At 40.2% G+C, this 22,847-nt stretch carries 21 protein-coding genes; 11 read left to right on the top strand and 10 right to left on the bottom strand.

What is annotated here, in order from left to right; translation table 11 throughout:
- Window positions 1-652 (bottom strand): hypothetical protein (locus OH455_RS08195; RefSeq protein ID WP_269981027.1); only part of this gene is annotated, 652 nt, incomplete at its 3' end.
- Window positions 653-1,349: 697 nt separating this feature from the next.
- Here OH455_RS08195 and OH455_RS08190 point away from each other — a divergent pair.
- From OH455_RS08190 to OH455_RS08165, 6 genes are all read left to right on the top strand, one after another.
- Window positions 1,350-2,078 carry a 4'-phosphopantetheinyl transferase family protein gene (locus OH455_RS08190; RefSeq protein ID WP_269981026.1) on the top strand — a complete coding sequence of 243 codons (729 nt, stop codon included), beginning with the start codon at window positions 1,350-1,352 and terminating at the stop codon, window positions 2,076-2,078.
- A 515-nt stretch (window positions 2,079-2,593) separates the two neighbouring features.
- The gene (locus OH455_RS08185; RefSeq protein ID WP_269981025.1) at window positions 2,594-2,731 is read left to right on the top strand and encodes a transposase; all 138 of its coding nucleotides are present in this window, start codon (window positions 2,594-2,596) and stop codon (window positions 2,729-2,731) included.
- Between the two features lie 1,141 nt (window positions 2,732-3,872).
- A complete protein-coding gene (locus OH455_RS08180) occupies window positions 3,873-4,856 on the top strand; it encodes a hypothetical protein (protein ID WP_269981024.1) in 984 nt (327 codons plus the stop codon).
- Entirely contained in the window at window positions 4,853-5,464 is a 612-nt protein-coding gene (locus tag OH455_RS08175) for a hypothetical protein (protein WP_269981023.1), read from the top strand. Before OH455_RS08180 ends, OH455_RS08175 begins: the two co-directional genes overlap by 4 nt.
- 399 nt (window positions 5,465-5,863) lie before the next feature.
- Window positions 5,864-6,475, top strand: coding sequence for a hypothetical protein (locus OH455_RS08170; protein ID WP_269981022.1), 612 nt, complete (start codon window positions 5,864-5,866; stop codon window positions 6,473-6,475).
- A 366-nt stretch (window positions 6,476-6,841) separates the two neighbouring features.
- Window positions 6,842-7,201 carry a hypothetical protein gene (locus OH455_RS08165; RefSeq protein ID WP_269981021.1) on the top strand — a complete coding sequence of 120 codons (360 nt, stop codon included), beginning with the start codon at window positions 6,842-6,844 and terminating at the stop codon, window positions 7,199-7,201.
- A 380-nt stretch (window positions 7,202-7,581) separates the two neighbouring features.
- On the opposite strand, the gene OH455_RS08160 is transcribed toward OH455_RS08165, so the two are convergent.
- Entirely contained in the window at window positions 7,582-8,148 is a 567-nt protein-coding gene (locus OH455_RS08160) for a hypothetical protein (RefSeq protein ID WP_269981020.1), read from the bottom strand.
- 485 nt (window positions 8,149-8,633) lie between these two features.
- On the opposite strand from OH455_RS08160, the gene OH455_RS08155 reads away from it, so the two are divergent.
- Window positions 8,634-9,446: a lysozyme inhibitor LprI family protein gene (locus tag OH455_RS08155; protein WP_269981019.1), complete on the top strand. Its 813-nt coding sequence runs from the start codon at window positions 8,634-8,636 to the stop codon at window positions 9,444-9,446.
- 122 nt (window positions 9,447-9,568) lie between these two features.
- Here OH455_RS08155 and OH455_RS08150 read toward each other — a convergent pair whose 3' ends face one another.
- The 3 genes from OH455_RS08150 to OH455_RS08140 form a co-directional block, all read right to left on the bottom strand.
- Window positions 9,569-9,907, bottom strand: coding sequence for a cytosolic protein (locus OH455_RS08150; RefSeq protein WP_269981018.1), 339 nt, complete (start codon window positions 9,905-9,907; stop codon window positions 9,569-9,571).
- Between the two features lie 263 nt (window positions 9,908-10,170).
- Window positions 10,171-12,603, bottom strand: a complete 2,433-nt coding sequence (locus OH455_RS08145) for a ricin-type beta-trefoil lectin domain protein (protein WP_269981017.1) — start codon at window positions 12,601-12,603, stop codon at window positions 10,171-10,173.
- Between the two features lie 1,065 nt (window positions 12,604-13,668).
- Complete coding sequence (locus tag OH455_RS08140) at window positions 13,669-14,556, bottom strand: NmrA family NAD(P)-binding protein (protein ID WP_269981016.1); 888 nt, start codon at window positions 14,554-14,556, stop codon at window positions 13,669-13,671.
- A gap of 93 nt (window positions 14,557-14,649) precedes the next feature.
- On the opposite strand from OH455_RS08140, the gene OH455_RS08135 reads away from it, so the two are divergent.
- Window positions 14,650-15,567 (top strand): LysR family transcriptional regulator, encoded by a 918-nt coding sequence (locus OH455_RS08135; protein WP_269981015.1) that lies wholly within the window; start codon window positions 14,650-14,652, stop codon window positions 15,565-15,567.
- A gap of 81 nt (window positions 15,568-15,648) precedes the next feature.
- Here OH455_RS08135 and OH455_RS08130 read toward each other — a convergent pair whose 3' ends face one another.
- The gene (locus OH455_RS08130) at window positions 15,649-15,921 is read right to left on the bottom strand and encodes a winged helix-turn-helix transcriptional regulator (RefSeq protein WP_269981014.1); all 273 of its coding nucleotides are present in this window, start codon (window positions 15,919-15,921) and stop codon (window positions 15,649-15,651) included.
- A gap of 146 nt (window positions 15,922-16,067) precedes the next feature.
- Between OH455_RS08130 and OH455_RS08125 the strand changes: the two genes are divergently transcribed.
- Both OH455_RS08125 and OH455_RS08120 read left to right on the top strand, forming a co-directional pair.
- Complete coding sequence (locus OH455_RS08125; RefSeq protein WP_045975623.1) at window positions 16,068-16,364, top strand: YciI family protein; 297 nt, start codon at window positions 16,068-16,070, stop codon at window positions 16,362-16,364.
- Window positions 16,365-16,719: 355 nt separating this feature from the next.
- A complete protein-coding gene (locus tag OH455_RS08120) occupies window positions 16,720-17,187 on the top strand; it encodes a hypothetical protein (RefSeq protein WP_269981013.1) in 468 nt (155 codons plus the stop codon).
- 129 nt (window positions 17,188-17,316) lie between these two features.
- On the opposite strand, the gene OH455_RS08115 is transcribed toward OH455_RS08120, so the two are convergent.
- From OH455_RS08115 to OH455_RS08100, 4 genes are all read right to left on the bottom strand, one after another.
- Window positions 17,317-17,808, bottom strand: coding sequence for a hypothetical protein (locus tag OH455_RS08115; RefSeq protein ID WP_045975621.1), 492 nt, complete (start codon window positions 17,806-17,808; stop codon window positions 17,317-17,319).
- A 222-nt stretch (window positions 17,809-18,030) separates the two neighbouring features.
- Complete coding sequence (locus tag OH455_RS08110) at window positions 18,031-18,597, bottom strand: imm11 family protein (RefSeq protein ID WP_269981012.1); 567 nt, start codon at window positions 18,595-18,597, stop codon at window positions 18,031-18,033.
- Between the two features lie 271 nt (window positions 18,598-18,868).
- Window positions 18,869-19,225, bottom strand: a complete 357-nt coding sequence (locus tag OH455_RS08105) for a hypothetical protein (protein WP_269981011.1) — start codon at window positions 19,223-19,225, stop codon at window positions 18,869-18,871.
- The gene (locus OH455_RS08100) at window positions 19,222-19,779 is read right to left on the bottom strand and encodes an imm11 family protein (protein ID WP_269981010.1); all 558 of its coding nucleotides are present in this window, start codon (window positions 19,777-19,779) and stop codon (window positions 19,222-19,224) included. Before OH455_RS08100 ends, OH455_RS08105 begins: the two co-directional genes overlap by 4 nt.
- 653 nt (window positions 19,780-20,432) lie before the next feature.
- Here OH455_RS08100 and OH455_RS08095 point away from each other — a divergent pair.
- On the top strand, window positions 20,433-22,598 hold the full coding sequence (locus tag OH455_RS08095; RefSeq protein WP_269981009.1) for a S9 family peptidase: 2,166 nt from the start codon (window positions 20,433-20,435) through the stop codon (window positions 22,596-22,598).
- Window positions 22,599-22,847 lie beyond the last annotated feature (249 nt).

Below are 22,847 nucleotides of genomic sequence, written 5' to 3'. Positions count from 1 at the left end.
GTCCTTTAAGAACCTCTAAGTAGCAAGTTGCGAAACGCTCAAGTGTTTCTCGTTCAATCAATGTGGAATTACAACGCATCTCAACGATTATTTTCTGATGTTGTAGTTGCACAGAAAGAGTGATATCGAGCGATGTTAGTGTTTTATGCTCTGGAAAAGGGGCATCAAGCCCTACGAACAATGCTTGATAAATCGGGTGTCTATGACTGTCACCTACTTCAAGTTCTTTAGACAAACTAAAAATATCTGAGCATTCAGGTAATAATTTTCTAACTTGGTTTATACGTTTAAGTAAGGTCGAAACTATCAGATCTGATTCAATAATCTGCCTTATTGGTATCGAGGTAGCCCTATCTCTTTGTTCTCCAATCACGAGATCTTTTTCGCCCGTTTGAGTGGCGAGAAACACAAAGAAAGCGGTCAGAAAAATTTCGTCGTAAGATGTATTCAGCGAATCACATAGCAATGTCAATTTACTAGCTAAAGAGGGTGCTACCGATATTGATTGACATAACATGTTCTCTCTAGACTTTACATCGCCTAACATTTCAGTAAATAGGTTGAGATTTTGATGCCCTGTCAGATGGTCTCTAAGTATGTTTAAATTTCTGTCGCTACTGTCTTCACATGACGGAAAATAATGATTTTTCATGCCAAATCCTTGGAAGTAATTCATTGTGATCAAATGCTTAAAGTTAGATTAATCCTGGATCTCAGAGTTAACTTAAAACTTCTTAATTAGTGATTGTTAAATTTTGCTTAACGTGTGATTCAATATGAAAATTTAGATTGCTAGGTTCATACCTCACACCAAATATAAAGAATGCTATTTCGTTTATGGGTGAGAATTAAAGCAACTCAAATTGTTGGAGACGAATCAGCCTTTCTTTATTCTCAAATAAATAGACACACTTTTTTTGGGGAAGGTGAGGCGAGGCAATGAGGTGACAAGATCTATTGATCATTAATGGCATGGTTACATCCTAGCTACTATGCTTCTGCGTTATCTAAATTTACCGTTTTGATAACTGACAATATTGATTGACGTTATTTGTTATTTGTTATTTGTTATTTGTATGCTTTCTAGTGATCCAAAAATACTTTCAAGTGCATAGCATGCAAGTGCATGTGCAAAATAATTTATTGACATAATGAGATTAGCAACTAATTGCATTTAAAATTTTATGAAACTCTTACAAATTAGAGTAGTTTTATCAATGATTATGTTATTAAGTTTGATAATGATCACACTTAAAATGTGCAATTAACCTTTCCACCCAGAAAAAAAATTCACCTTGACTTAAAAAGGCATTACGCTACTTTTTTATTTCTATTTATAAGATTGGCTTATGTATCGTGATCTCTTGGTTGGCCCGCTGGACTTACCTGCAGTAGACCGTTTCCTTTCACGCATTGAGCTCTATGCTGCGATGAAAGGCAGGGCTTTCTTGTGTCAATGTGAATTTCATGTCATGAATAGTGGGGTTGCAGAAGAGCTGAACATTGCTATTCCTGAATCCATAAGTCAGAGCGTACAAAATAGACAGGCGGAGTTTATAGCTGGACGATACATGGCAAAATTGTGCCTCGAAGCATTATCGGTCGTTGATTTCGAGATTGGCATCGGCCCTCATCGTGAACCTTTGTGGCCTGACAAACTTGCTGGTGCTATTTCTCATGCTAGTAATAGGGGGATCGCGCTTGTTGCAGAAAGGACATCCTACCAATTCGTCGGAATAGATACTGAAGATTGGCTCGATGCAGAGACAGTCGAGCAGGTTTGGTTAGATATCCATAATGAAGGCGAGTTAACTCTTTTTAGAGAACAAGGAGTGAGCTTCAACATAGCAACATCGATTATATTTTCAGCCAAAGAAAGCTTATTTAAAGCAGTTTTCCCATACGTTGGTTGTTATTTTGGGTTTGAAAAAGCACGAGTGATTAGTTTTAATCAAAGTGAACAGTCACTGGTGTTGGTACTTGATAGTTCAATTTCCCAGCACGGTTTAGCGCAGCGGATTTTTAAGAGTCGATATTTTATGAATGAATCAGGTGTTACGACCGTAATTTTAAGTTAGCATTTAAAAATCCATTAAACTGATTTTGGCTACTGTATTGTTTAGCTTACTTCATCAATACTGCTCACCAAGTTAAGAAGTTTCTCACACTTGGAGTTGTCCATGAATTGTTTATTTTCAATGTTCGAAACTAATTATTGACCACTTGCGTACCGGCATGATTTGCGTTGATTGCAGCGGGAACAAGGTTGGTGGTTCTGTCGCAAATCTAGTTAGAGGTGCGACAGTCCCATCCGACAGATACAATTATGCAGCGAGTGGGTAAAATCGCTCAAAGGCTGTCTGGTCTTCAACATCGTCCATACTTCACGCCCATGTAAACTGGCCAAAGATCCTTCCGTTGACTTCCGACTTAGCGCTTGATGTGTTTTCTTCTTCACCCAGTGGTGACTCTGTTCAACGATATTGTTCAGGTATTTAATGTCCAAAATCTCTACCAATGAGAGCATGTAGTGGTCTAACGGAGTCGGACACTTAATTGAGAGACAATATTTGTCAGATCAATGAGGTGAAACATGACGGAGAAAAGAGCTTACAAACGCTACTCCAAGGAATTTAAAGAAGAAGCCGTAGCGTTAGTCCCAGAGCAAGGTTATAGCGTAACTCAGGCTGCAGAAGCTGTGGGTATTACATTTACAGTTCTCTACAAATAGAAGGAAAAGCTAGAAGCCCAGTTAGAAGGCACTGAGCTATCTGATGATGAACGTGATGAGCTCAAGCGACTACGTAGAGAAGTCAAAGAGTTACGTATGGAAAAGGAAATCCTAAAAAAGGCATCAGCCTTCTTCGCGAAAGAAATGAAGTAAAGTTTAACTTCATCAAAACTGAGTCAATCCGATACCCAGTAATCTTCCTTTGTCAGACGATGAGAGTAAGCCGCTCAGGTTATTACGACTGGTTGAAACGGCCAGCAAAAATGATCACTGCTGAAACGTTGAACTTTTATCGCCGGTTAATTATGAAAAGTCTCTAAAGAAAGTGTCTGGTTGGAATTGACCAGAACAATCCTTCCTCGTATTGCTGAGCGGTTAAAAGGTTTCGTCGAAACTTTTATTGAAGAGTTTCATTAATCGTTAGAGCTATATCGCCCACTTAGCAATAAGGCAGCCAACTAGGCTGCCTTATTTGTAACTGTTGAAAGCTACCCCACCAACCCCACTAGAGAAACTAAGGTCACTTCGTTTTGCGTGACTTCCTTTGCCTCAAATCAAGCTAGGATAACTTCAAATTAGTGGTACCAAGCGCATTTAATAAACCCAGCGAAAATAGCTTATAAAACAGCTTATGGTGCCTGTCCCTAAATCACTAGCGGGTTAGTGAGAGTAGGGCTGATAAATAATGTTAAATCATAATAATAATGGTTATGTAGCCTGAAACCGAATTGAACGATATTTATACAATTTAGCTCCATTTCTTATGTGAGCGAACTTAAATGCGTTATAAATCTTTTCCAGATGAGCCAGAAGAAAGGCAAGAAACCACCCGAGAATGAGCACAACGTCACCGTCAAGAGCGTAGAGCAGAATTAACTTATACCGCGAAAGATCGGCAGCGGTGGGCTGAAAATAGAGAGCGTGTTCTTGCCGAGCGCGAGGCAAATGGTACGAAAGACAGTTTAGATAAGTTTCATTTGCAGTTTTTCGCTAAGAACAGACAAACAACACAAACAATGATGTTGAAATCTTCAATATTGAAAGAGTCAAAACCTCTTAATCAGTTGGCGGAAGGCAATTTTCATGCTGTTAAACAAGGCGCTAGTGATACCGAAGAAATAAAGAAAATCCAACAGGCCTGATGGCAGTGGGTTTTGACTTGGGGAAATCTGGCGCTGATGGCGATTTTGGCCGTGCGACAGAAGGCGCAGTTAAACAGTTTCAAACCCACTATAAACCGACTCATACCACGCATAAAAGCTACCTATTCGTCGGCGTTGATGGGATTGTCGACAAAAATACCATTCTTGCTTTGGATGAGGCCGTTGTTGAAGAGTGGAAGTATTCGTTTAGGTTTACACTTGAGATGCTACAAGCAGTGTACCCAAGGGTAAGCAGTAGCAAGCAAAATCTGTTGCAAGGTATCGTGGATGAGCTCAATGACCATATTGAGTTTTATAAGCTTGATACCCCTTTGCGTAGGACTCATTTTTTTGCGCAGATAATGCAAGAGACGGGGCCCACTTTGAATATGGCAGAATATACCAATTACCGGACTACTGCGTTAGACACCTCTCAGTTCGAGACAGCTAGAAAGCAATACTATCCAGCAGATCATGAAGTTCATCCCGGCAAACGATATATTGATGTTCTGGGTATTGATAGAAAAGAAAATGGAGTTTTTGTAAAAAAAGATGGCACAAGGCCATCTGAAGATGATAAGCGCATGCTGTTTAATGTTATGTACGGAGGTAGGGGAGATTTAAAGAATGGTGACTACTTAACAACGGATGACGGTTGGAATTTTAGAGGTCGAGGGTTAAAGCAGTTAACTGGTCGTGGCAATTATACCGCTTTTAATGAATGGCATGCCGCTAACCAAGCGCGCTGGCCTGATGATATTATCGATGCAGTTAATAACCCGGATATACTGTTGGAGGTTAAGTATGCCACACGCTCGGCAGCGAACTTTTGGTTGGACAATGAATTATATCTGAAAGCAGATACTGGTTCAGATGAATCCGTAGTTAACTCGGTGACAAAAGAAGTTAACTACGGTACTGATAGTTATGGTTTGCGTAGGAATAATTTTAACAAGCTATGGGAAGCTGAGGTGTTTAAATGAGATTTAGAGCGTTACTTTTGGTTTTAATTGTTAAAATAATTTTATTATCAACGGCTTATGCTCATCCTTTAATAGTTGATAGGGAAGGTTCTTTGAATCGAACGCTATGTCAAGATGATGAAGATATCTATTTTAATGCCCAACTAGAAAATGGAAAAATAGCGTCTTTGTGTGCTTATCAACATTACAGCCCCGATACTGGCTACGTTAAATACCGCTATGGAGATGTAGGTAGTGTAGAGTTAGAGTTCCCAAGTGATAAAAAACCACCAAGAGGGCGTTTTTTAACTTATCACACCCGTTTGTCGCCTAGCTTGCAAGGGTATTGGGTCTACTTTTATATCAATGATTACCGATATTTACTCTCGTCATTTAATAATAATTGTCGTGTTAGTGTGGATGATGTGTCTTCAACTAAAAGCGTTGAATTATTTGGAGAGCGCTGTGAAAAAAAATCTAGGTTGAAAGGAAAGGATCTTAACTCTGGCGCGCTTCTTTATACAGCTGAAGTTTATGAGAAGTTTCCTGAGCAATCTCAAGACCCTACAGAGCCAGAGTTTCATCGCCCTGAATTTAATCGTATTTATGGTGAAAGGCAAAGTCTATAAATACCATTTTTATTGCACTTCGATGCTTTAGTGCGCAGTGGATTGTTTCGGTAGAACAATGATTCACTAAAGCTCGTGATAGCGGCCATTTTTTCACCTGATAGTAAGAAAAATGAGTGGAATAGACGATGAAAATGGGAAATAGAGACGCTATCAATAATTCTGGCTAACTTTGGGTTTACATATATTTAGTGAGTCAGTCTTCGAGCATAAGAAAGAGTCGAACCCAATAAATTTGAAGCGTGGAATTAGTTGTCTGCGTCAAAATATTTGGATACACACCAGTAAAAAGAAAGATAGGTTTACCAAATAACCTTGAGTTTTTTTCTTGTGAATCGCTATAACTATGGGTTTGCGTAGGAATAATTTTAACAAGCTATGGGAAGCTAAGGTGTTTGAATGAAATTGAGAAGGTTATTATTGGCTTTAATTGTTAACGTTGTATTTGTATCCACAGTTTATGCTCATCCGTCAATCGTTAAAGAAGATGACACTTTGAATCGGACACTCTGTCAAGATGATGAAGATATCTATTTTAATGCCCAACTAGAAAATGGAAAACTAGCGTCTTTGTGCGCTTATCAACATTACAGCCCTGATACTGGCTACGTTAAATACCGCTATGGAGATGTAGGTAGTATAGAGTTAGAGTTCCCAAGTGATAAAAAGCCACCAAGAGGGCGCTTTTTAACTTATCACACCCGTTTGTCGCCTAGCTTGCAAGGGCATTGGGTCTACTTTTATATCAATGATTACCGATATTTGCTCTCTTCATTTAATCGTGGATGTAGTGTTAGTGTGGATGATGTGTCATCAAATAAAAGTGTTGAATTATTCTTAGAGCGCTGTGAAAAACAATCTGAATTGAAAGTAGATAGACGCAGAACGGGGCTGCTTCTTGATGAAGCTGAAGTGTATGAGAAGTTCCCAGAACAATCTCAAGATCCTACAGAGCCGCAGTTTCATCGCTCTAGATTTAATCGTATTAATGGTGAAAGGCAACGTCCATAAAAACCATATTTTATTGCACTTCGATGCTTTAGTGCGCAGTGGATTTGTAGATGCAATTTAGTAATGTCCGGTTTGAGTCATTTTAGCGGCCTTTGCACTTACGCATCGTTTAGCCATGAGAGTCCAGTAAGACTGACGCAAATCGTTTGTATAAAGTCTTGGTCCCTGCGCTTCACGGTGCTTTAGAGTCAAACGTGCCTTTATCTGATCCACCAATGAAATCGCTGATTGAGGCGATTGCTGATTTACCGCCTTCTGGAGCAAGAGCACGTAATTTCAAGAAGAGGTATTTAAAAGACCGAGATTCTATGATGAGATTACCAAAAAATCCGGATAGCATTATGTATGGTTATTGGTGGTAATGACATGAAGTTTCAGTATTTCTATTGTATCTATGTTCTTGTAGTTCTGTATGTAGTCTCTACGTTGTTAGTTCTGACTGGTGTTGATATTTACGTTGACGTTACTTCTTTGATGACAGTCTTTCTTCCGTCATTTCTAGTTGGTGTGGGTAGCTTTCTTTACTCCAAAGACAAACTCTTTTCATCCGTATCCATGACAGCGTTGGTTTCTGGGTTCTTTGGTGGTATCGCTGGCATTATCGCTACTTTTTCCAATGTGCTTGATAATCAAGCCATATTTGCAGGCGTCGCAGTCTCACTGTTACCTCTCCTGTACGCCCTGTTCATTATCTTGCTAATCATCCCTGTTTGCCTAAGAAAATAACAAAGGCCGAAAATGCGTAAGCGCGTCATAAACCCCGCATTCTGCTCTTCTATCACAAATATTGGTGTAGTTCCTGAATAATGCATACAAAATATCAACACAAACTGCTGATTTTAAATCCTGTACAAATTTCTTATTTATATAAAGTTCATTTTAGTCGTCAAATACAAAGCGCAATCTTCTTTATGCTTACCAAAATCAAACTCAGTAGGCCAAAGTGTTACGCCCTCTAGCCATTTTTATGTAGACCGGATAACGCAGACCCCCAAAAAACCATTACTGAGTAGACACAAATGTTATGTATAGATCAGGGTAGGAAAAAAATATTACTTCGATTCTCCGAAAGTGCCTCTCTAAGGCTTCTAAAACCTTAGAGACATTTAAACAAACTCCGAATATTCGTCTACAGAAAAGAACTCAATACCTGTTACTCCTGCATTAATTACATTTTCTACAATAGACTCATGGTAGAATATTTTGTCTTTCCAACCGGGGTCTCTAAATATTAGTCTTTCTTTTTTGTCTACATTTTTAAGTATTTCTTCGTTAGTTACTAATCGATTCATTCCTGAAATAAACTCACCACTTTCGAACTCATCATAAAAATCAAATTCACTTTTTACTCTGTCTATAATTTTAATTTCATTGCATAGTTGAAGAGTTTTATATTTATGGCGGCCTTTATCAATGAGTATTATATCAACCCAGTTAACACCATAAACTTTATCTAAAGACATCTTTTGAAATAAGTCATGTCTGATGCTTAATGATGGAAATAAGAAAACATCTGCAATACTGTAATCTTCAATTACATCAATTTTTTTTACAAGTGGAATTGGTTGGGTTGGATACGTAAAAGCGTTTGAGGGCACAGAGTCACAAAACTCGTCAGGAAAATCATAAAAAGGAGTGGCAACGATCTCTCTTGAAAAGTAATAATGGCTCATTTTATAACCTCCAAATATTGGTTTTTAACTTTCATATCTTGATGATTAATAATTCCATAATATACTTGATATACACGATGAACACAATTATTTCATCTTGTTTATATAAAACAATATATACAAAGAAAAAATTTCCTTATTTAAAGGATGATAGTAAAACGTGGAATTAGCAAGTTTCTCTTTGAATAATTAATTAAAGAAATAGTCACTTTATATATTTGTTATGTCAAATGTTTTCAATATAAAAATACTTGGTAGCATATGATTAATTACAGAGATAATCCAAATAAAGGTATGTTTTGTCGTAATTTTTATATTTATTTCAGAATCTAGCTGTGATACCAAGTGATTTTTTATTATTATCTGAACATGTATTTTTAAATTGGTTAACCTATCAAGCGAAGAATTTATTTTAGAACGGTGACTTAGTATTACCTTATTTTAAATTATTGTATATAATGGGAAAAAACGATATAGGTAAATGAATGAAAATCCAGTTATTTTTGATGGCTTTGTTAGTCGTACCAAGTTTTTTCCTTGAAGCAGCAAGCTTTGATTGCACAAAAGCAGTTTCTTCTGCTGAGAAAATGATTTGTCGAGAGCCGATTTTAAACACATTTGATGAAATACTTGGTGCGAAATATAGAGATTTACGATCGCTCTTGTCTCCACAGCAACAAAAAATACTCAAGAAAGAGCAACTAGAGTGGTGGGAACAGCGTGATGGTCAGTGCTCTTATGGTGTATCTGAATGCATTCCTATCTATGGTCAACGTATTGGTGAACTACACCATCAGATTGCACTTGAGTCCCTCAAGCGTGAGCTTCCAAATGTTACGAGCATGGATCAACTTATTAATAATCCGAATTTTCTGGAGTTCTTGGCCGCTCGTTATAATCGACTTTATGATAGTGTTGTTGAAACTGAAGATTACGTACGAGAAATGGGATCGATAGGCGCAATGTATAGAGCATTAAAAGGGAAAGGAGACGATCTTGTATTTGAAAATGGGCTTCTTTTTGGTAGTGCATGCAGCAAAGTATCTTGCAGAGGAAAAAAGGGGTTTATCCTTGTTGATCCAGAGACATTAGATGCAGTTTTTGGTGCCATATCGTTTTATGATACGCTCGATCGATATTTTCCTGACAATCCGCAGTTGATATTGTTCTATAGCAATGATGAATTTTTTGAGCAGAATAAAAATTTTATAGTAAATAGAGTGAAGACAACGACTAAGGTTACAAAAGTAGTCCCTGTTCGAGCTTATGATTTCGAATACGATACATATGAATATTAGTCATTAAATTTATTGTACTCTTCAAGTCATGTTTGTGTAGTGGCATAGTGAATTTGGCCACCTGATTACAGGTGTTAAGATACACCTTATACATAACAGGTGGTCAACCCACTGGATAATCCTCAGTCCATTTGAGTAATAAAGGTTTGCTCGTCATCGACAAAAGCGACAAAGCTGCCGTGATAGATAAACACTCGACCACGCCCCTCGACTAGGCAGGCAAGCTGTGGATTCAAGTCTTCTTGGTCACCTTGGCGTTGAAAGGTGCCAGTATCAGTAATAATGCCGCTGAATGTGGGTAAATATCCATAATTGCGCTTGGCTTGATCAATCAGGCTCAGTTCGCTCGCAGCAGAGAAACATGAGGGGATCGTGCCAGCGTCTTCGATAAATAGAGGTTTCAGTTCTTCAAAAGCGGTAATCACCAACCAGTCGATGCCGTTAACGTGATGGATAAACATAGAGTATCTCGGTCATTCTAATGCGGGGATTGTATCACTATCAGCGAGAGAAGGTAGCAGAGATGAGGCGCTAAAAGGCGTTGATTATGCGCGATTCGAGGATAGTTAAGTGCCGATGTCAAACATGCAGGTAGACATTATAAACGTGACCAATAAAAACGCCGCTGTATTAGCGGCGTTTGCTATTTAGATCAATCGGTAGTCGTTTGACTGGAACGTATCCAAACACCGACTACGCCATCTCATTGGGTTCTATATGGTCACTAGATGGCTTTTCGAATAATCCTTTGCGCAGGATTGGTGCTACTGCATGTTTGTAAATCAAAGGAAATCACATTATTGATTTTAGTTGGCTCTAAACATTGTGCTGTGCCTTGAGCTTGTATACCGCCATCATTATTTAACTCCCATGCTTGGCTAGAGCCATAGTGGCAATTTTGTGGGCTGAGATTGCCATTTGAGTACTCTAAACATTGTCCATTTATCTTAATGCTGTTGTGTTGAGCTAGGGTAAATTGCTGGTTTGAATTCGTTTTGCTACAACTACCAGTGGTAACCGTGCCGCCATTTGCGACTATGCATTGGCCTTCAAACGTCGATTTGTGCAGAACCAGTTGTGCCTTTAATGGAGTGGCTGGCCGCGTAAACTTCTGTCTCACCTGGTTGGAATTACATATCTGCAATGTGAGGTTATTACCACTGCCATCCACTTCCAGACAGAGTGCCTCTCCTTTGGAGTTGTTCATAAAGCTCTGAACTAAACCATTGTTCTTCAACATCCATTTCTGGTTGAGACCGCCATGGCAGCCATAAGAGATGACTTTCTCACCGACAGCCGCATTTGCTTGGAAAACATCGAGGCACAAGCTACCAACCTTTAGTGTATCATTTGGACCAGCTTGAAATTGCTGAGTAGCATTATTTGAGTTGCAATGGGTCGCGATCAGGCGACTTAAATTGCGTATCGGACCATCTAGCGCCAGACATCGGCCTGTATGCATGGTCGAACTTAATGTCACTGGTGAGGCACTAGGATCACCAACCAAGCTGCGAGTATCCCATTGTGCAGACTGGTTTCCACAGTCTGTGGCGCTCAATTGTCCGTCATTGACCTTTAAACACTGGCCAGTGCTGCGGTTTTTGATCTGTTTCGCTCCTCCGGGCCACGATTGTGAGAACAACCAATGGCTGTCGGTGCTCGAACCGTCAGTACTGGTGGTAACACCCATAGCGTAGCTGTGCTTTAGGTATTGATTGCTTGGTGTGTGTTTTATCTGATAGGTATTAAAATTACCTGAGATGTCTCCGGATAAGTCGGCAGTGTATTGTGGTACTAACATGTAACCCTGAGGGAACTCGGGGTGTATCGAGTTGATATTGTAGGTTTTGAAAGGGGTGGCTTTACCCGCAAGTTCATTGACCGGCCTGATGTAATCCACTAGAGAGATGGACTCAAGCATAGTCTTGATAGAGTTGAGATAAGCTCGAACTTCACCATAGGCGACATTAAAACGTTGATTTCGCCATGATTCACATTCTCGGCGCAGCTGATCAACTTTTGACTTATAACGCCCCGTGCCTTCCATATCAGAGACATTAAACTTAACGGAACTGGCTGGTCCATAGTCTTCAGCGCTTGCCCACACACGAGTCCCTATGATGAAACTTCCGTGTCGATTCTTGCCTGATTGAAAATGTCTGAATCGAGTGTGGCACTGTCCAACGACACTTTTGCGGTATTGGTAAAGCTTTGAGGCCCCAACATTGTCAATCGAAACGGAAAGGAAGTTACTGTCTGGCCGTAGGGTGATGGTTAAACCGAGATTGGCAAGTGCTTCAGCCACTGTGCTAGTGCCAACTCGCTCAGCTAATAGATTCTTGAATCTAGAGTAGGCATCTCGGCCCAGTTCGCATCCTGATCTATTATTACGCCACGTCATCAAGTCTTCACTCGCCCATGATTGGTCTGCGGCGACTTTCATTGCAGCGTAATCCATTTGGCCATAGTTCGCGGCTGACGGAGTCGCCATCATGTTGATCGCGTTATTATTCCACGCATAACCGCCTCGTTGTGCACAATAGGCGTTGTATTCTAAGTTGTGGGCAAATGCGAGTATCTTAGAATGGAGCATGGCCACGACAGCGTCATTTTTAATCGCTCTGTATTTGTTGCCAGAACGACCAGAAGTGGCATTCAAAAAGTAGTTGATCGTCCCACCAAGCTTTTCAGCAACCGCATCGTATTTTCTATATCCTTCTTTATGTGCAGAATAGTCGCTTTGATCAATGATCTTAGTTTTGATGTAGTTTCTATTGTTATTAATTTCAATTTTTGCTTCACCAAACAAGTTGTACTCTTCAAGTGTCGATACTCTTTGATCAAACTCCTGCAAACATCCAACCAACTCGGCATCCGGTGCGTTGGTTTTCTCTTCGGTAAAACCTCTAAGCCACAGCGAAGCAAAAGGAAAAACCTTTTCAGCGGTCGAAAGCTGTAGCAGGGATAAACTGGTGGTAATAATCTGGTTGGCGGTCAGTATCGCGACACCACCGCCGTCATATCCCGTTGTGGGGTTAGAGCCAGCTTGGCGATTGACGTAGGCACCGCACTTATCTGATAGCTGAGCCATTGCTGGCGTAGACATGCTCAAGGCTAGCGCTGTTAAGCTAAGCGCATTTATATTTTTTTTATTCAAAGTTATGTTCCTTGATATTGTATTTTTCTGATGAGACTGCTCGTTTACTTCTTAAATTTCATTTGTTTAATTAATATTTGCCTCCTTTTTTTAGCTGAGAAAAACATCAGTAGTATGACGACATACCAGTACCTAGGGTGTGAATGAGTTATCGATAGATACTCATGTCGGCGGCTTTAAAATTTAAAGTTAGGGTGCGTCATTTAGTATGTTGTCTATGCGAAAAGCTTTAGAGTTATTAATTTATTCTCAGTTATAAGACTGTGGTTAATTAGATCTAAATTCAACTTGAAATAGCCATAATCTATCTAACGTCACATTTTATAAATTGGAATGATATGTTGTTTTCTTTATTTGCCAATTTAAGTCACTGGTCGGTCCAAAATATTAGTAGGTGTTAAATTAGTAATTGTTTTTAACTGGGTTTTATTAAATAGGATGAAGTGTTGATTATTGTCATGAGTATTGAAAAAGCATCGCCAGGTTAATAATAAGAGGCCATTATTGTCGACTTTTTAAGGCGCTGCATGTGCTCTAATGTGTAGCGACTAATGGTTTTACTTTATTCGGCTAATCAACAAGTAAGATAGAATTTATGTCTAAGATAATAGCGGATTAATAGGGTCACAGTCGTGTACCAAAGGGGGGCGCGGAACAATACACGCACATTCATCTCATCGCGAGACGACAGAACCCTTTATTTTTTGTAGCATAAGAATGAGATTCTTAATATGGCAAGCCATGATGTCATCAATTGTTTTAATGTTATTGTTTGTCTTGAATGCTTTCCGCATTGAACATGTATTTTTGTAATTGGCTGAAAGCAAATTGATCAAGTCGCGTTGGATGATTAGGCTATTCCCGATCAGTACTCAGATTATTGTTCAAGATGTTCATTGCTCGATGAGCTTAAAATACCCGATGCTTCGATTACAGTTATCGTTGTAATAAAGACGTTTGGTGCTCCATCGCTGCCGTTTTACCGACAGAATCACGAATTTTGGAGCAATTCAACTCAGTATTGGGACATGAAAAAAGCGAGCATCAAGCTCGCTTTGATAGTGATCAGCGGCCAACCAGTGAGTCAATCACTTGATGGAGACTGATGGTCCCGGAGATGTGCTCCAGTTGTGAATCTTCTGCAAAAGCAATGTGGCCTGAATTCAGCCCTTGTGTCATTTCAATGAATCCAGCTAAGGCTTGGGGGGAAAATTTGTTCTGTGACACCGCTTGTGGCCAATCGGATTCGGCAATGGTGGTTGCCTCAATCGGCACGCTCGTTTTGGTGGTTAAATGCGCTGCGACGTCATTTGGTGAATAGCTGCTAGGGCCTTCAAGATTGATCAATCGGATACCATTCCAATCTTCGCAAAGCGTGCAGGCGGCTATTTTGCCAATGTCAGAGGTCGCGATCATAGGCAACTTGCGATCTGTAGGAGAGAGAAAACTAGGCAATTGGCCTTGTTCTAAAGCGACGGTTAAGAGCGGTGCCCAGTTTTCCATGAAGTAGGCCGCACGCAAGAATGCTACCGCTGCGCCGCAATCTTTTAACGCCGTCTCGAGGAGGCGATTCATCGCGATCCAGCCAGTATTGGTCGGTTGGTCTGCACCGATTGAAGATAATACGACCAATTTTGGCAACTTAGCTTTGTTCACGGCTTGTGCAATACACTGCGCCATCAGTTCAGCCTGCTTAAACAGTGTGTGTGACTGGTATTGTGGCGGACTGACAATATAAGCTCCGTCAGCGCCGGTAAATGCCTGCGCGAGATCCGATGAGTTACTAAGATCAGCGACAGCGACTTCGGCTCCTAGGCTTATCCATTCTTGTGCTTTGGAGGCATCGCGTACTATGACTCTCACTCGATGATTGGCGTTTAGCAATGTTTTGGCAGCGGCCGAACCTGTGCGTCCAGTCGCACCCGTGACCACATATAACTTACTCGTATTCATAGACTTTTTCCTATTCAGTGTAACGTAGACTTTGATATAGGAATGGTATAGATTTGCCCAACATAATTAAAATGCATATAGGATATAATCAGTATGCAAAAATCGGATGTATACCAGGTCGATTTGAATTTACTCAAATTGTTTGATGCCTTGATCAAAGAAGGCAGCGTAACTCAGGCTGGTGCTCGACTTGGTTTGAGTCAACCTGCAGCGAGCCGGGGTTTAGGACGTTTACGTCATGTTTTAAATGACAGGATTATCGTACGAACGGCGAAAGGGTGGGAACTGACACCAAGAGCTTTAGCCTTATCGTCTCAGGTGGCTAAGTTGCTAGATGACGCACGTGCAATTGTTGTCCCTGCAGAGTTTTCACCAGAAACAACATCTGGCCAATTTAGCATCGCCACGGCTGATCACTTGGCATTTCTGTGGATGCCAGAAGTGATAAAAATGCTTGCTTGTTTAGCACCGAAAATGGATTTAATTGTCCCTCCATCAACGCGTGATAATGTTGATCTTATTGCTCAAGGAGCGGCCGATCTGGCAATCGGTCTGTTTGAAAATTTGCCAGCAAGGTTTTATAGCCGACGACTGTATGATGAAGACTACGTATGTGTTGTTCGTCAGGGGCATACTGTTGCTAGCCAGCCACTGACGCTAGATAACTACGTGGCTATGTCCCATGTGTCGGTAATTATTACAGGACACGGACACAGTGCTGTAGATGTAGCGTTAAAGCAGCATGGACTGACTCGAAGGGTAGTTGCTAAAGTCCCCCACTTTCTAGTGGCTTTTAACATCGTGGCCGAAAGTGACTTGATATTGACAACCCCCCGTCAGCTAGCCAACAAAATGGCCACAACAATGCCAATTGAACTACTTGAATTACCGATAAACCTACCTTCATTTAGCCCTACAATGATATGGCATGAAAAACTGCACTATGATCCTGCCCATGTTTGGTTGCGCAACAAAGTCTTAGAGCTCTGTCAGCAAACGGTTCAGGGTTAGCCGTTAAGCTGGCACACATCCTCGATCAAATCTACAGCCACCTAGGTTAATTGCAGGCAATGGTCAGGCTTGTTATGGCGGTTAATGCTTCAGTTCGTCTTCCCACGCGGCTGCCCAATCTCTCAAAGGGTCGAGTGTTTGCATCAGAGAGTAGCCGAGTGGTGTCAGTGTGTAGCCTTGTTCTGTTTTGCAGACGAGCTTTGCTTCTGAAAGCTGCTTAATTCTACTGTTCAAAACAGAAGGAGACATTCCTTCGCACTGGCTTTGCAACGCTCTAAAGGTTAAGGGCTTTGCGCTGAGTTCCCATAGAATTCTCATATTCCACTTCCTTCCGAGCAAATCAAATACAGCCATAATCGCTATACCAGATGTGGAGCCTCGAACCGGTGTGTTTGGTATTGGTGTCTTCATTTCTCTTGTGCTTCTAAATTAGTAGCGCTATAGTTTGCTACGAAATAAGTAGCATTTTACAATTTAACTCATCGTAAAGCGAGGCAGAGATGTATTTGGTTGATCTAAATTTCACAGACATGAGCAAGATTACTCCAGCGTTGACGGAACAGCATAAAAAATACTTGGAGCAGCAGTATCAGTCGAATCTACTGATGTTTGGTGGTAGAAAAGTGCCAAGAACTGGTGGTTTATTGATTTCGGCCCATCCAACCAAGGAAGAACTGGTCGACATATTAGCGTCAGACCCATTTATCCAAAGTGGTGCAGCCAGTTACGTTATTACGGAGTTTATTCCTGTAATGGCCAGTGAAAGATACGCCGATATCGTTGAGCAGGTGGGATAGCAAGGCCGTAATGACGCCTTCTATTATTGCGTGTATGGCTTGGTACTCATGTGCTAAGCCATCACAATCACAGCTAGGATCAACATCGTCAACGATTAAGCTTGATTGTGCCTACTAAGCTATCCCTTGTATAGCGTAGGTCGGGCATTAGGTATCTATATTGTAGATGCTCTATGGACTAAGTCGGGTATGCTCGACTTTAATGTGGAATGAGAAAATTAGAGAAAGATACAAGTTAATACTCAATTGATTCAGGCTAAATTTGAACGAATAACTTTATCTTGAAATCAAGATTGATATTAATATCATGTCAACGAATGGTGTAAATTGGGAATGCTCTAAGAGCGAAGTTTTTATGATTAATGTCAAGCGTTTTACTTTCAATGTTGATTTTATAGTGAGAAAAGAAATAATTTCAAGCTACGTCTTAGAAGAACAGTACTTGGATATAACTTTAAAGGATAGTAGAGTTGTCACACCATATTTAAACTTTACATCAATTAGCGAAAGCATACCCAATTTTTATGCAGAGGATATGGTTGAAGGATATATTAATGATTGTTTTAATGTAGTCGATTGTGATGTTAAAAATTCTGAAGATGAATTGTCATTTTATTTGACTTTTACTATTGATTTTGATCCATCTTGCCAAGTTGAGTTTGATGACGCAACGCTAGTATATCATCAAGGTGATGGTGATTATAAATATATAATTGAGGGAGCATTTACTGATATTAACGCTCCATCATTAATACATTGTGTAGATGTTGATTCAAGCATATCTATGAGGATTAAAGAAAGTGTTGTTAACAGGTTGATATAATATTTAGTCAATCTAATAAGTTTGAGTTTACATCAAAGATATCTAGCTCAATTTTTAGCAAGACGTTATGAAGGCGTAAGCATAGTTTCTCATTAATATAAATGAAAAACATGGCAAAAGAGACTTTATCTACACGTCTCTAATCCAAACGCTTTTGACATACTTCATAAGAAGATCAATAACACTCTGGTGAATAAAAACTAATCCAAAATCTTCCTCTAGTTTAAATATCAATCGTTCCTCTAGAGGAACACTTTCAAGTTTGGAGAAGTCAAACTGTATGGAAGTCGCGTTTAACCAGTTCAACTTACCATACTGCTTTTCTTTGTCCGTTAACCTGTAGGTTTGATGGATATATGGCATACGGAAGTTTTCGTAAACTTTTAGTTGGTCATCCGAGGGTTGACTCGGCGAGCAATCAACACGAGCATCTACCCATTCCACACCATGTTGTACCCATTGCTCTATTTTTGAGGCGATATCTTTAACAATAAATAGCTTTGGTGAAAAGGTCAGTTCCAATAGTAAGTCTGGTTCCCCTGAAAACATAGCTATCGAGGTTGGTTGAAAAGGAAAGCTATCTAAGGTTTGTTTGGTGAGTATCAAGTATTGTTCTTTCATATCCGTTTTCTAGTACTTCTTCGTCACAGTTCAACTTGAACATTTGAATATCTTAAAATAGTGAGTTTTCACTCGTAAGATCATACATTTAGTTAATACAGATCGTTGCAGTTTCTGCACCTTTTACTCTGAACTACACTCTCTTATGAGTGGTATTCAGTGATTTTTGCTATTATTTATAGATAGGATACTCGCCAAATTAGGGCTATTAAGGCAGTATGTCTAGATTCTTGGTGTTTCTTCTGATGTATCAAATGAATAAGCTATAATACTAGTATTTATCTTACCCTCCATACCTAAACGTACAAGAGCATTAAACAATTCTATTGAAAAGAAAGTTTTAGTCATTCCAATTGGTTTAAAAACATGCCTTTTACATTCTGGAAGTTTTTTGATTTTTTCATCAGATAAGTAAAAACGAGTGGTTACGTCCGTTACTTTAATGCTCTTGTCAAAGTCAACTACATCAACCAGATTATCTACTGCTAATATGTAGCGTTCTGTTTGTACCCCATTTCCAGCACATGTTAACTTTGCAGGATAAAATTCCACACCATAGGGATCAAAGCTCATAATCAACTCTGCTATAGGCCTAGTTACATTGAAAGCGCCACATTTGATTAAATCTAATGCTTCCAAATCAGAGATATCACTGTCTGACCAAATTAGCTCGTTGATACAAGAAGTAGGAGTATAATCATTGTCATCATAAAATGATGAACGAACGTCAACGGTTCTAAAAAATGATTCACCCTCATTAAAATCTTCATTTATGTACGCTATATCCATATGTCTTCTATCTCCAAACAATACATACTTTGATTATTTTCGCTTTTTCGCTTCTAAGTTCGCTTCTGTTTTGGGGAGGCATTATTTTCGTATTGTGCAGCGATATTATCAAGCCAATTATCTGGTCAAAGCTATTTCTGAAAGCCGTTACTATGATTGATACCGTTAGATTAGGGCCGTTGGTCTGGCTAGTGTGCTCAATCTATTTTGAACCTTATCAGATCATAAATTACTGACAATGAGTATATTTTATCGAAATCGTTAATTTAGCTTAACCAGAGCGATGTTCAATAGGCCCTGTCACTTGGTCTACTAATGCATGAATTAATGCTGGTTCGAACTGCAGTTCATCTTTGCGATAGACAATGCCAGATTGATTACTTCCAGCATCGTATTGACTTGGTAAAACCGCAGGCAAGAAAACGTACATTTCTGAATAAGGCTCCGCGTCAGCTTCATAATATACTGTTGCTTCGGCTTTGAATTCATCAGGTATCGTGAGTGTATTTCTTACAAATACTCCTGGAGATGGGAAAAACACCAACACCAAATCAGCCATTCTAGGGAATAAAGGGTTTGCCTCTGTTTCTGCTAACAAGCCAGGTTGCTGAAATTTTTGTTCTATCATGAAAATTCCATCGGTATAAATTCTATTCCAGTAACGCCAGCGACTACCAATGCGTTTTTGACCTTTTCGCTAACATAGTAAGGGTCTTTGTATGTTGATAGAGTAAAACAGTCATGCTCGATAATTGTCGATCTAAATTTTTCAATATCTAGAACTTCTTCCAAAACACTGGTATATCCGCCTAGTGTTTTACTTAAGTCCTCTGCCTCAGAAGCAACGGGATCGAGAAAATCATAATGTGCCGTTGCATTGATAAATGCATACTCACTTGAATCACCGTCATTTCTAATATCAACAGGGACGAATTGAATACCACTGAACCCATTTTCAAAAAAGATTTGCTGTACTTTTTTACTTGCTAGCATGCCTACGCCAACTTTCAGAAAATCAGACATACCTCGTTCTTTGTAGTCTTCATTGATGGCTAGGTACGGGCGTTTCTTAAATAATTTGCTTTGTGGGGTATAAAAATTAAGCACTTGACACCACGGCTGTTGAATAGTGAAAATTCCTTCGCCATCCTCGAATTTTTCGAATAATAAGTAGTAATTCACTTTGAGAGCCTAGTTTGGATATTCAACACCATAAAAAGATACCTTAAAATTTTCGTTGTTAATACCCGTTTTCCACACTCTTTGCCTCGATGAACTATTTGATAGTTAGGCAACGCCATTATTACTTAAACCGTAAGTATGTTGCCAAGCACCATTACCGGATAAAAATACTTCGAGTTGTCTGCATGGGTATACATAGCAGGTATCAACTGGAGTTGATGAAGGTCTTGGTATTCTGGTACTTGTTTCACCGCTGTAAAATCATTGGCAAAACATCAAGTGCCATGCGTCAATAAGAGAAGCGCGCTTATCAGGCTCTGCGGGCGGTCCGCCAATTGCGCTAAGTCCATTTGCGTTAACTTTTAGCCTCATGATGCACTTGAAGTTATTGTAAAGAGAGAGGAGTAATGAAGTTCAATAGTATGCATATCAGTTTTGTAGCTTGTCAGTGATTGCTCACCTTCGACACAATAACCCTTAATACTATTTGAACCTTGAATGTATGTTTGATAGCGTAACCGACTGTTAAATATAAGATATTGGAGTTCTTTTGCTGAGTTTTATAACAGTAGCGCTTCACTATCTAAGCTGTTTTACCGATGTGTTCACTGAGTGGGATAAGTCAGCTTAATGGACGTTTAAAGGATCGATAGATGCGTTTTCCCCTAACTATAGTAGCTGTATCTGTGGCGCTTGTTGCCGGGTGCAGTTCCCAAGGAGTGCAAACTGTGGCTCAACCTTCTCAATTAGAATTTGCAGTACAGCAAGTTCCGGCTCCCGTTGCTAAAAAAGAACCTTATGTGCTTAATCATCACGGCGAGCGTCGTATAGATAATTACTACTGGATGCGTGACGATGAACGAAAAGATGCCGAGATATTGGCGCATCTCGAAAAAGAAAATCAATACACGGATTCGGTGTTAAAGCACACTGAACAGCGGCAGGAAAAGTTATTCCAAGAGATTAAAGGGCGTATCGCAAAAGATGACAGTTCAGTGCCTGTAAGAGAAGGAAGTTATTTCTATTCGAACCAAGTATCTGGCGACAATGAGTACCCTATCTACCAGCGTGCCAAAGATTTCTCAGGGACAGATAAGACCGTCATTTTAGACGTTAACGAGTTGGCGAAAGAGCATGAGTTTTTCAGCACTGGCGGTTTGTATGTTAGCCCGAATGAGAATTTGCTGGCGTATGGAGAAGATACCTTAAGCCGCCGTATTTACACTATTCGAGTCAAAGATATTGCCACAGGCGAGTATCTCAATGATGAAGTGGAAGGGGCATCGAGCGGTGTGGCTTGGCAAAATGACAACCAAGCGTTTTACTATATTAAGAAAGACCCTCAGACGTTGCTGGGTTACCAAGTTTATCGACATGTGTTAGGAACGCCACAAAGCAGCGATGCGTTGATTTATCAAGAAGATGATAGTGCGTATTACATGTCGTTAGGCAAGAGTAAAGATGGCGACCAAGTCTATATCTTCCACTCAAGTACGGAGACAAGCGGGGTTTCTGTTATTGATGCCAATGATCCCGAAGCTAAGGCACAACCTTTCTACCCAAGAGAAGAAGGCATTGAGTACAGTATCGCCAAGCTCGGCGACTGGTACTATATCTACACCAATTATCAGGCTGTGAACTTTCGTTTAATGAAGGTACATAAAGATCAGGTTAATGACCGTTCAAAATGGCAGGATGTTATTGCCGCAGATAATCAAACTCAACTGGTCGATTTCACCTTGTTTAAAGACCATTTAGTGTATGAGCAGCGCAAAGAGGGCTTAACCACGGTTAAGGTGCGTCAGCTTTCCACGGGCAAGGAGTTTCCATTAGTGTTTAACGACACAGCCTTTGCCGCTTATATGACTGGCAACCTAGAGCTCGATAATTCAAAAGTTCGGATTTATTACAGTAGCCTTACCACGCCAGGCACTTATTATGATTTTGACCTTAACTCCGGTGAATCTGCAATCATGAAGCAAACGCCAGTGCTGGGTGATTTTGATGCTGATGACTATCAATCAGAACGTATTATGATCACCGCTCGAGATGGTCAGCAAGTGCCGGTTTCGCTGGTTTACCGCAAAGATAAATTCAAAAAAGACGGCACGAATCCTATCTATCAATACGGTTATGGTTCATACGGTCACACCATAGATCCTACGTTTCGCTCAGCGCGGCTGAGTTTGTTGGATCGCGGATTCGTCTATGCCATTGCCCATATCCGTGGTTCAGAGATGTTAGGAAGACCTTGGTATGAAGACGGTAAAAAGTTAACCAAGCAGAATACGTTTAATGACTTTATCGATGTCACCAAAGGTTTAACGGAAGCTGGCTATGGTGCAGAAGATAAAGTGTTTGCTGTCGGTGGCTCCGCGGGAGGCCTACTGATGGGGGCGGTTATCAATCAGGCGCCTGAGCTGTATCGAGGTATCGCTGCTCATGTTCCGTTTGTCGACGTGGTCACAACCATGCTGGACGAGTCTATTCCACTGACAACCAATGAATACGACGAATGGGGTAACCCGAACGACAAGCAATACTACGATTACATGCTGAGCTACTCACCTTACGATAATGTCAAAGCGCAGAGCTACCCGAACATGTTAGTGACAACAGGCCTGCATGATTCGCAAGTTCAGTATTTTGAGCCAATGAAATGGGTGGCGAAATTGCGTGAATTGAAAACGGATGACAACGTGCTGCTGTTTAAAACAGACATGGAGGCAGGTCATGGTGGTGCATCTGGTCGCTTTAAGCGTTTACGAGAAGACGCATTAGAATACGCGTTTTTCTTAGATTTGCTCAGCGAAGAGTAAAAATTGACCAAGTCATCGAAATGCCCGCGCTACGCGGGCATTTTTGTTCGCACAGCAAAGTTAACAAAAATAGGGCATTGCAACTAACCTTCTCATATATAAACAAAAATAGTTCTAGATAAACACTGAATTACCCAGCCTGTTTTTTGTTGGAATTATTCACGGTTCTGATGTTTGGTTGATTTTCTCGATTGATTTACGGAACAAAGATCACCACTCTACCTGCCGCCAAGAGTAGAGGTATCACTC

This window comes from Vibrio sp. T11.5 (genome assembly GCF_027587155.1).
GTDB lineage: Bacteria > Pseudomonadota > Gammaproteobacteria > Enterobacterales > Vibrionaceae > Vibrio > Vibrio neptunius.
This window is presented reverse-complemented; position numbering and strand designations above follow the sequence as displayed.

Excerpts from the sequence above, each read along its gene's own strand:
- OH455_RS08120 (WP_269981013.1), top strand. The coding sequence starts at position 16,720 with ATGATTAATGTCAAGCGTTTTACTTTCAATGTTGATTTTATAGTGAGA.
- OH455_RS08135 (WP_269981015.1), top strand. The coding sequence starts at position 14,650 with ATGCAAAAATCGGATGTATACCAGGTCGATTTGAATTTACTCAAATTG.
- OH455_RS08130 (WP_269981014.1), bottom strand. The coding sequence starts at position 15,921 with ATGGCTGTATTTGATTTGCTCGGAAGGAAGTGGAATATGAGAATTCTA.
- OH455_RS08165 (WP_269981021.1), top strand. The coding sequence starts at position 6,842 with ATGAAGTTTCAGTATTTCTATTGTATCTATGTTCTTGTAGTTCTGTAT.
- OH455_RS08105 (WP_269981011.1), bottom strand. The coding sequence starts at position 19,225 with ATGATAGAACAAAAATTTCAGCAACCTGGCTTGTTAGCAGAAACAGAG.
- OH455_RS08160 (WP_269981020.1), bottom strand. The coding sequence starts at position 8,148 with ATGAGCCATTATTACTTTTCAAGAGAGATCGTTGCCACTCCTTTTTAT.
- OH455_RS08185 (WP_269981025.1), top strand. The coding sequence starts at position 2,594 with ATGACGGAGAAAAGAGCTTACAAACGCTACTCCAAGGAATTTAAAGAA.
- OH455_RS08140 (WP_269981016.1), bottom strand. The coding sequence starts at position 14,556 with ATGAATACGAGTAAGTTATATGTGGTCACGGGTGCGACTGGACGCACA.
- OH455_RS08190 (WP_269981026.1), top strand. The coding sequence starts at position 1,350 with ATGTATCGTGATCTCTTGGTTGGCCCGCTGGACTTACCTGCAGTAGAC.
- OH455_RS08095 (WP_269981009.1), top strand. The coding sequence starts at position 20,433 with ATGCGTTTTCCCCTAACTATAGTAGCTGTATCTGTGGCGCTTGTTGCC.
- OH455_RS08170 (WP_269981022.1), top strand. The coding sequence starts at position 5,864 with ATGAAATTGAGAAGGTTATTATTGGCTTTAATTGTTAACGTTGTATTT.
- OH455_RS08110 (WP_269981012.1), bottom strand. The coding sequence starts at position 18,597 with ATGGATATAGCGTACATAAATGAAGATTTTAATGAGGGTGAATCATTT.
- OH455_RS08155 (WP_269981019.1), top strand. The coding sequence starts at position 8,634 with ATGAAAATCCAGTTATTTTTGATGGCTTTGTTAGTCGTACCAAGTTTT.
- OH455_RS08115 (WP_045975621.1), bottom strand. The coding sequence starts at position 17,808 with ATGAAAGAACAATACTTGATACTCACCAAACAAACCTTAGATAGCTTT.
- OH455_RS08125 (WP_045975623.1), top strand. The coding sequence starts at position 16,068 with ATGTATTTGGTTGATCTAAATTTCACAGACATGAGCAAGATTACTCCA.
- OH455_RS08150 (WP_269981018.1), bottom strand. The coding sequence starts at position 9,907 with ATGTTTATCCATCACGTTAACGGCATCGACTGGTTGGTGATTACCGCT.
- OH455_RS08180 (WP_269981024.1), top strand. The coding sequence starts at position 3,873 with ATGGCAGTGGGTTTTGACTTGGGGAAATCTGGCGCTGATGGCGATTTT.
- OH455_RS08175 (WP_269981023.1), top strand. The coding sequence starts at position 4,853 with ATGAGATTTAGAGCGTTACTTTTGGTTTTAATTGTTAAAATAATTTTA.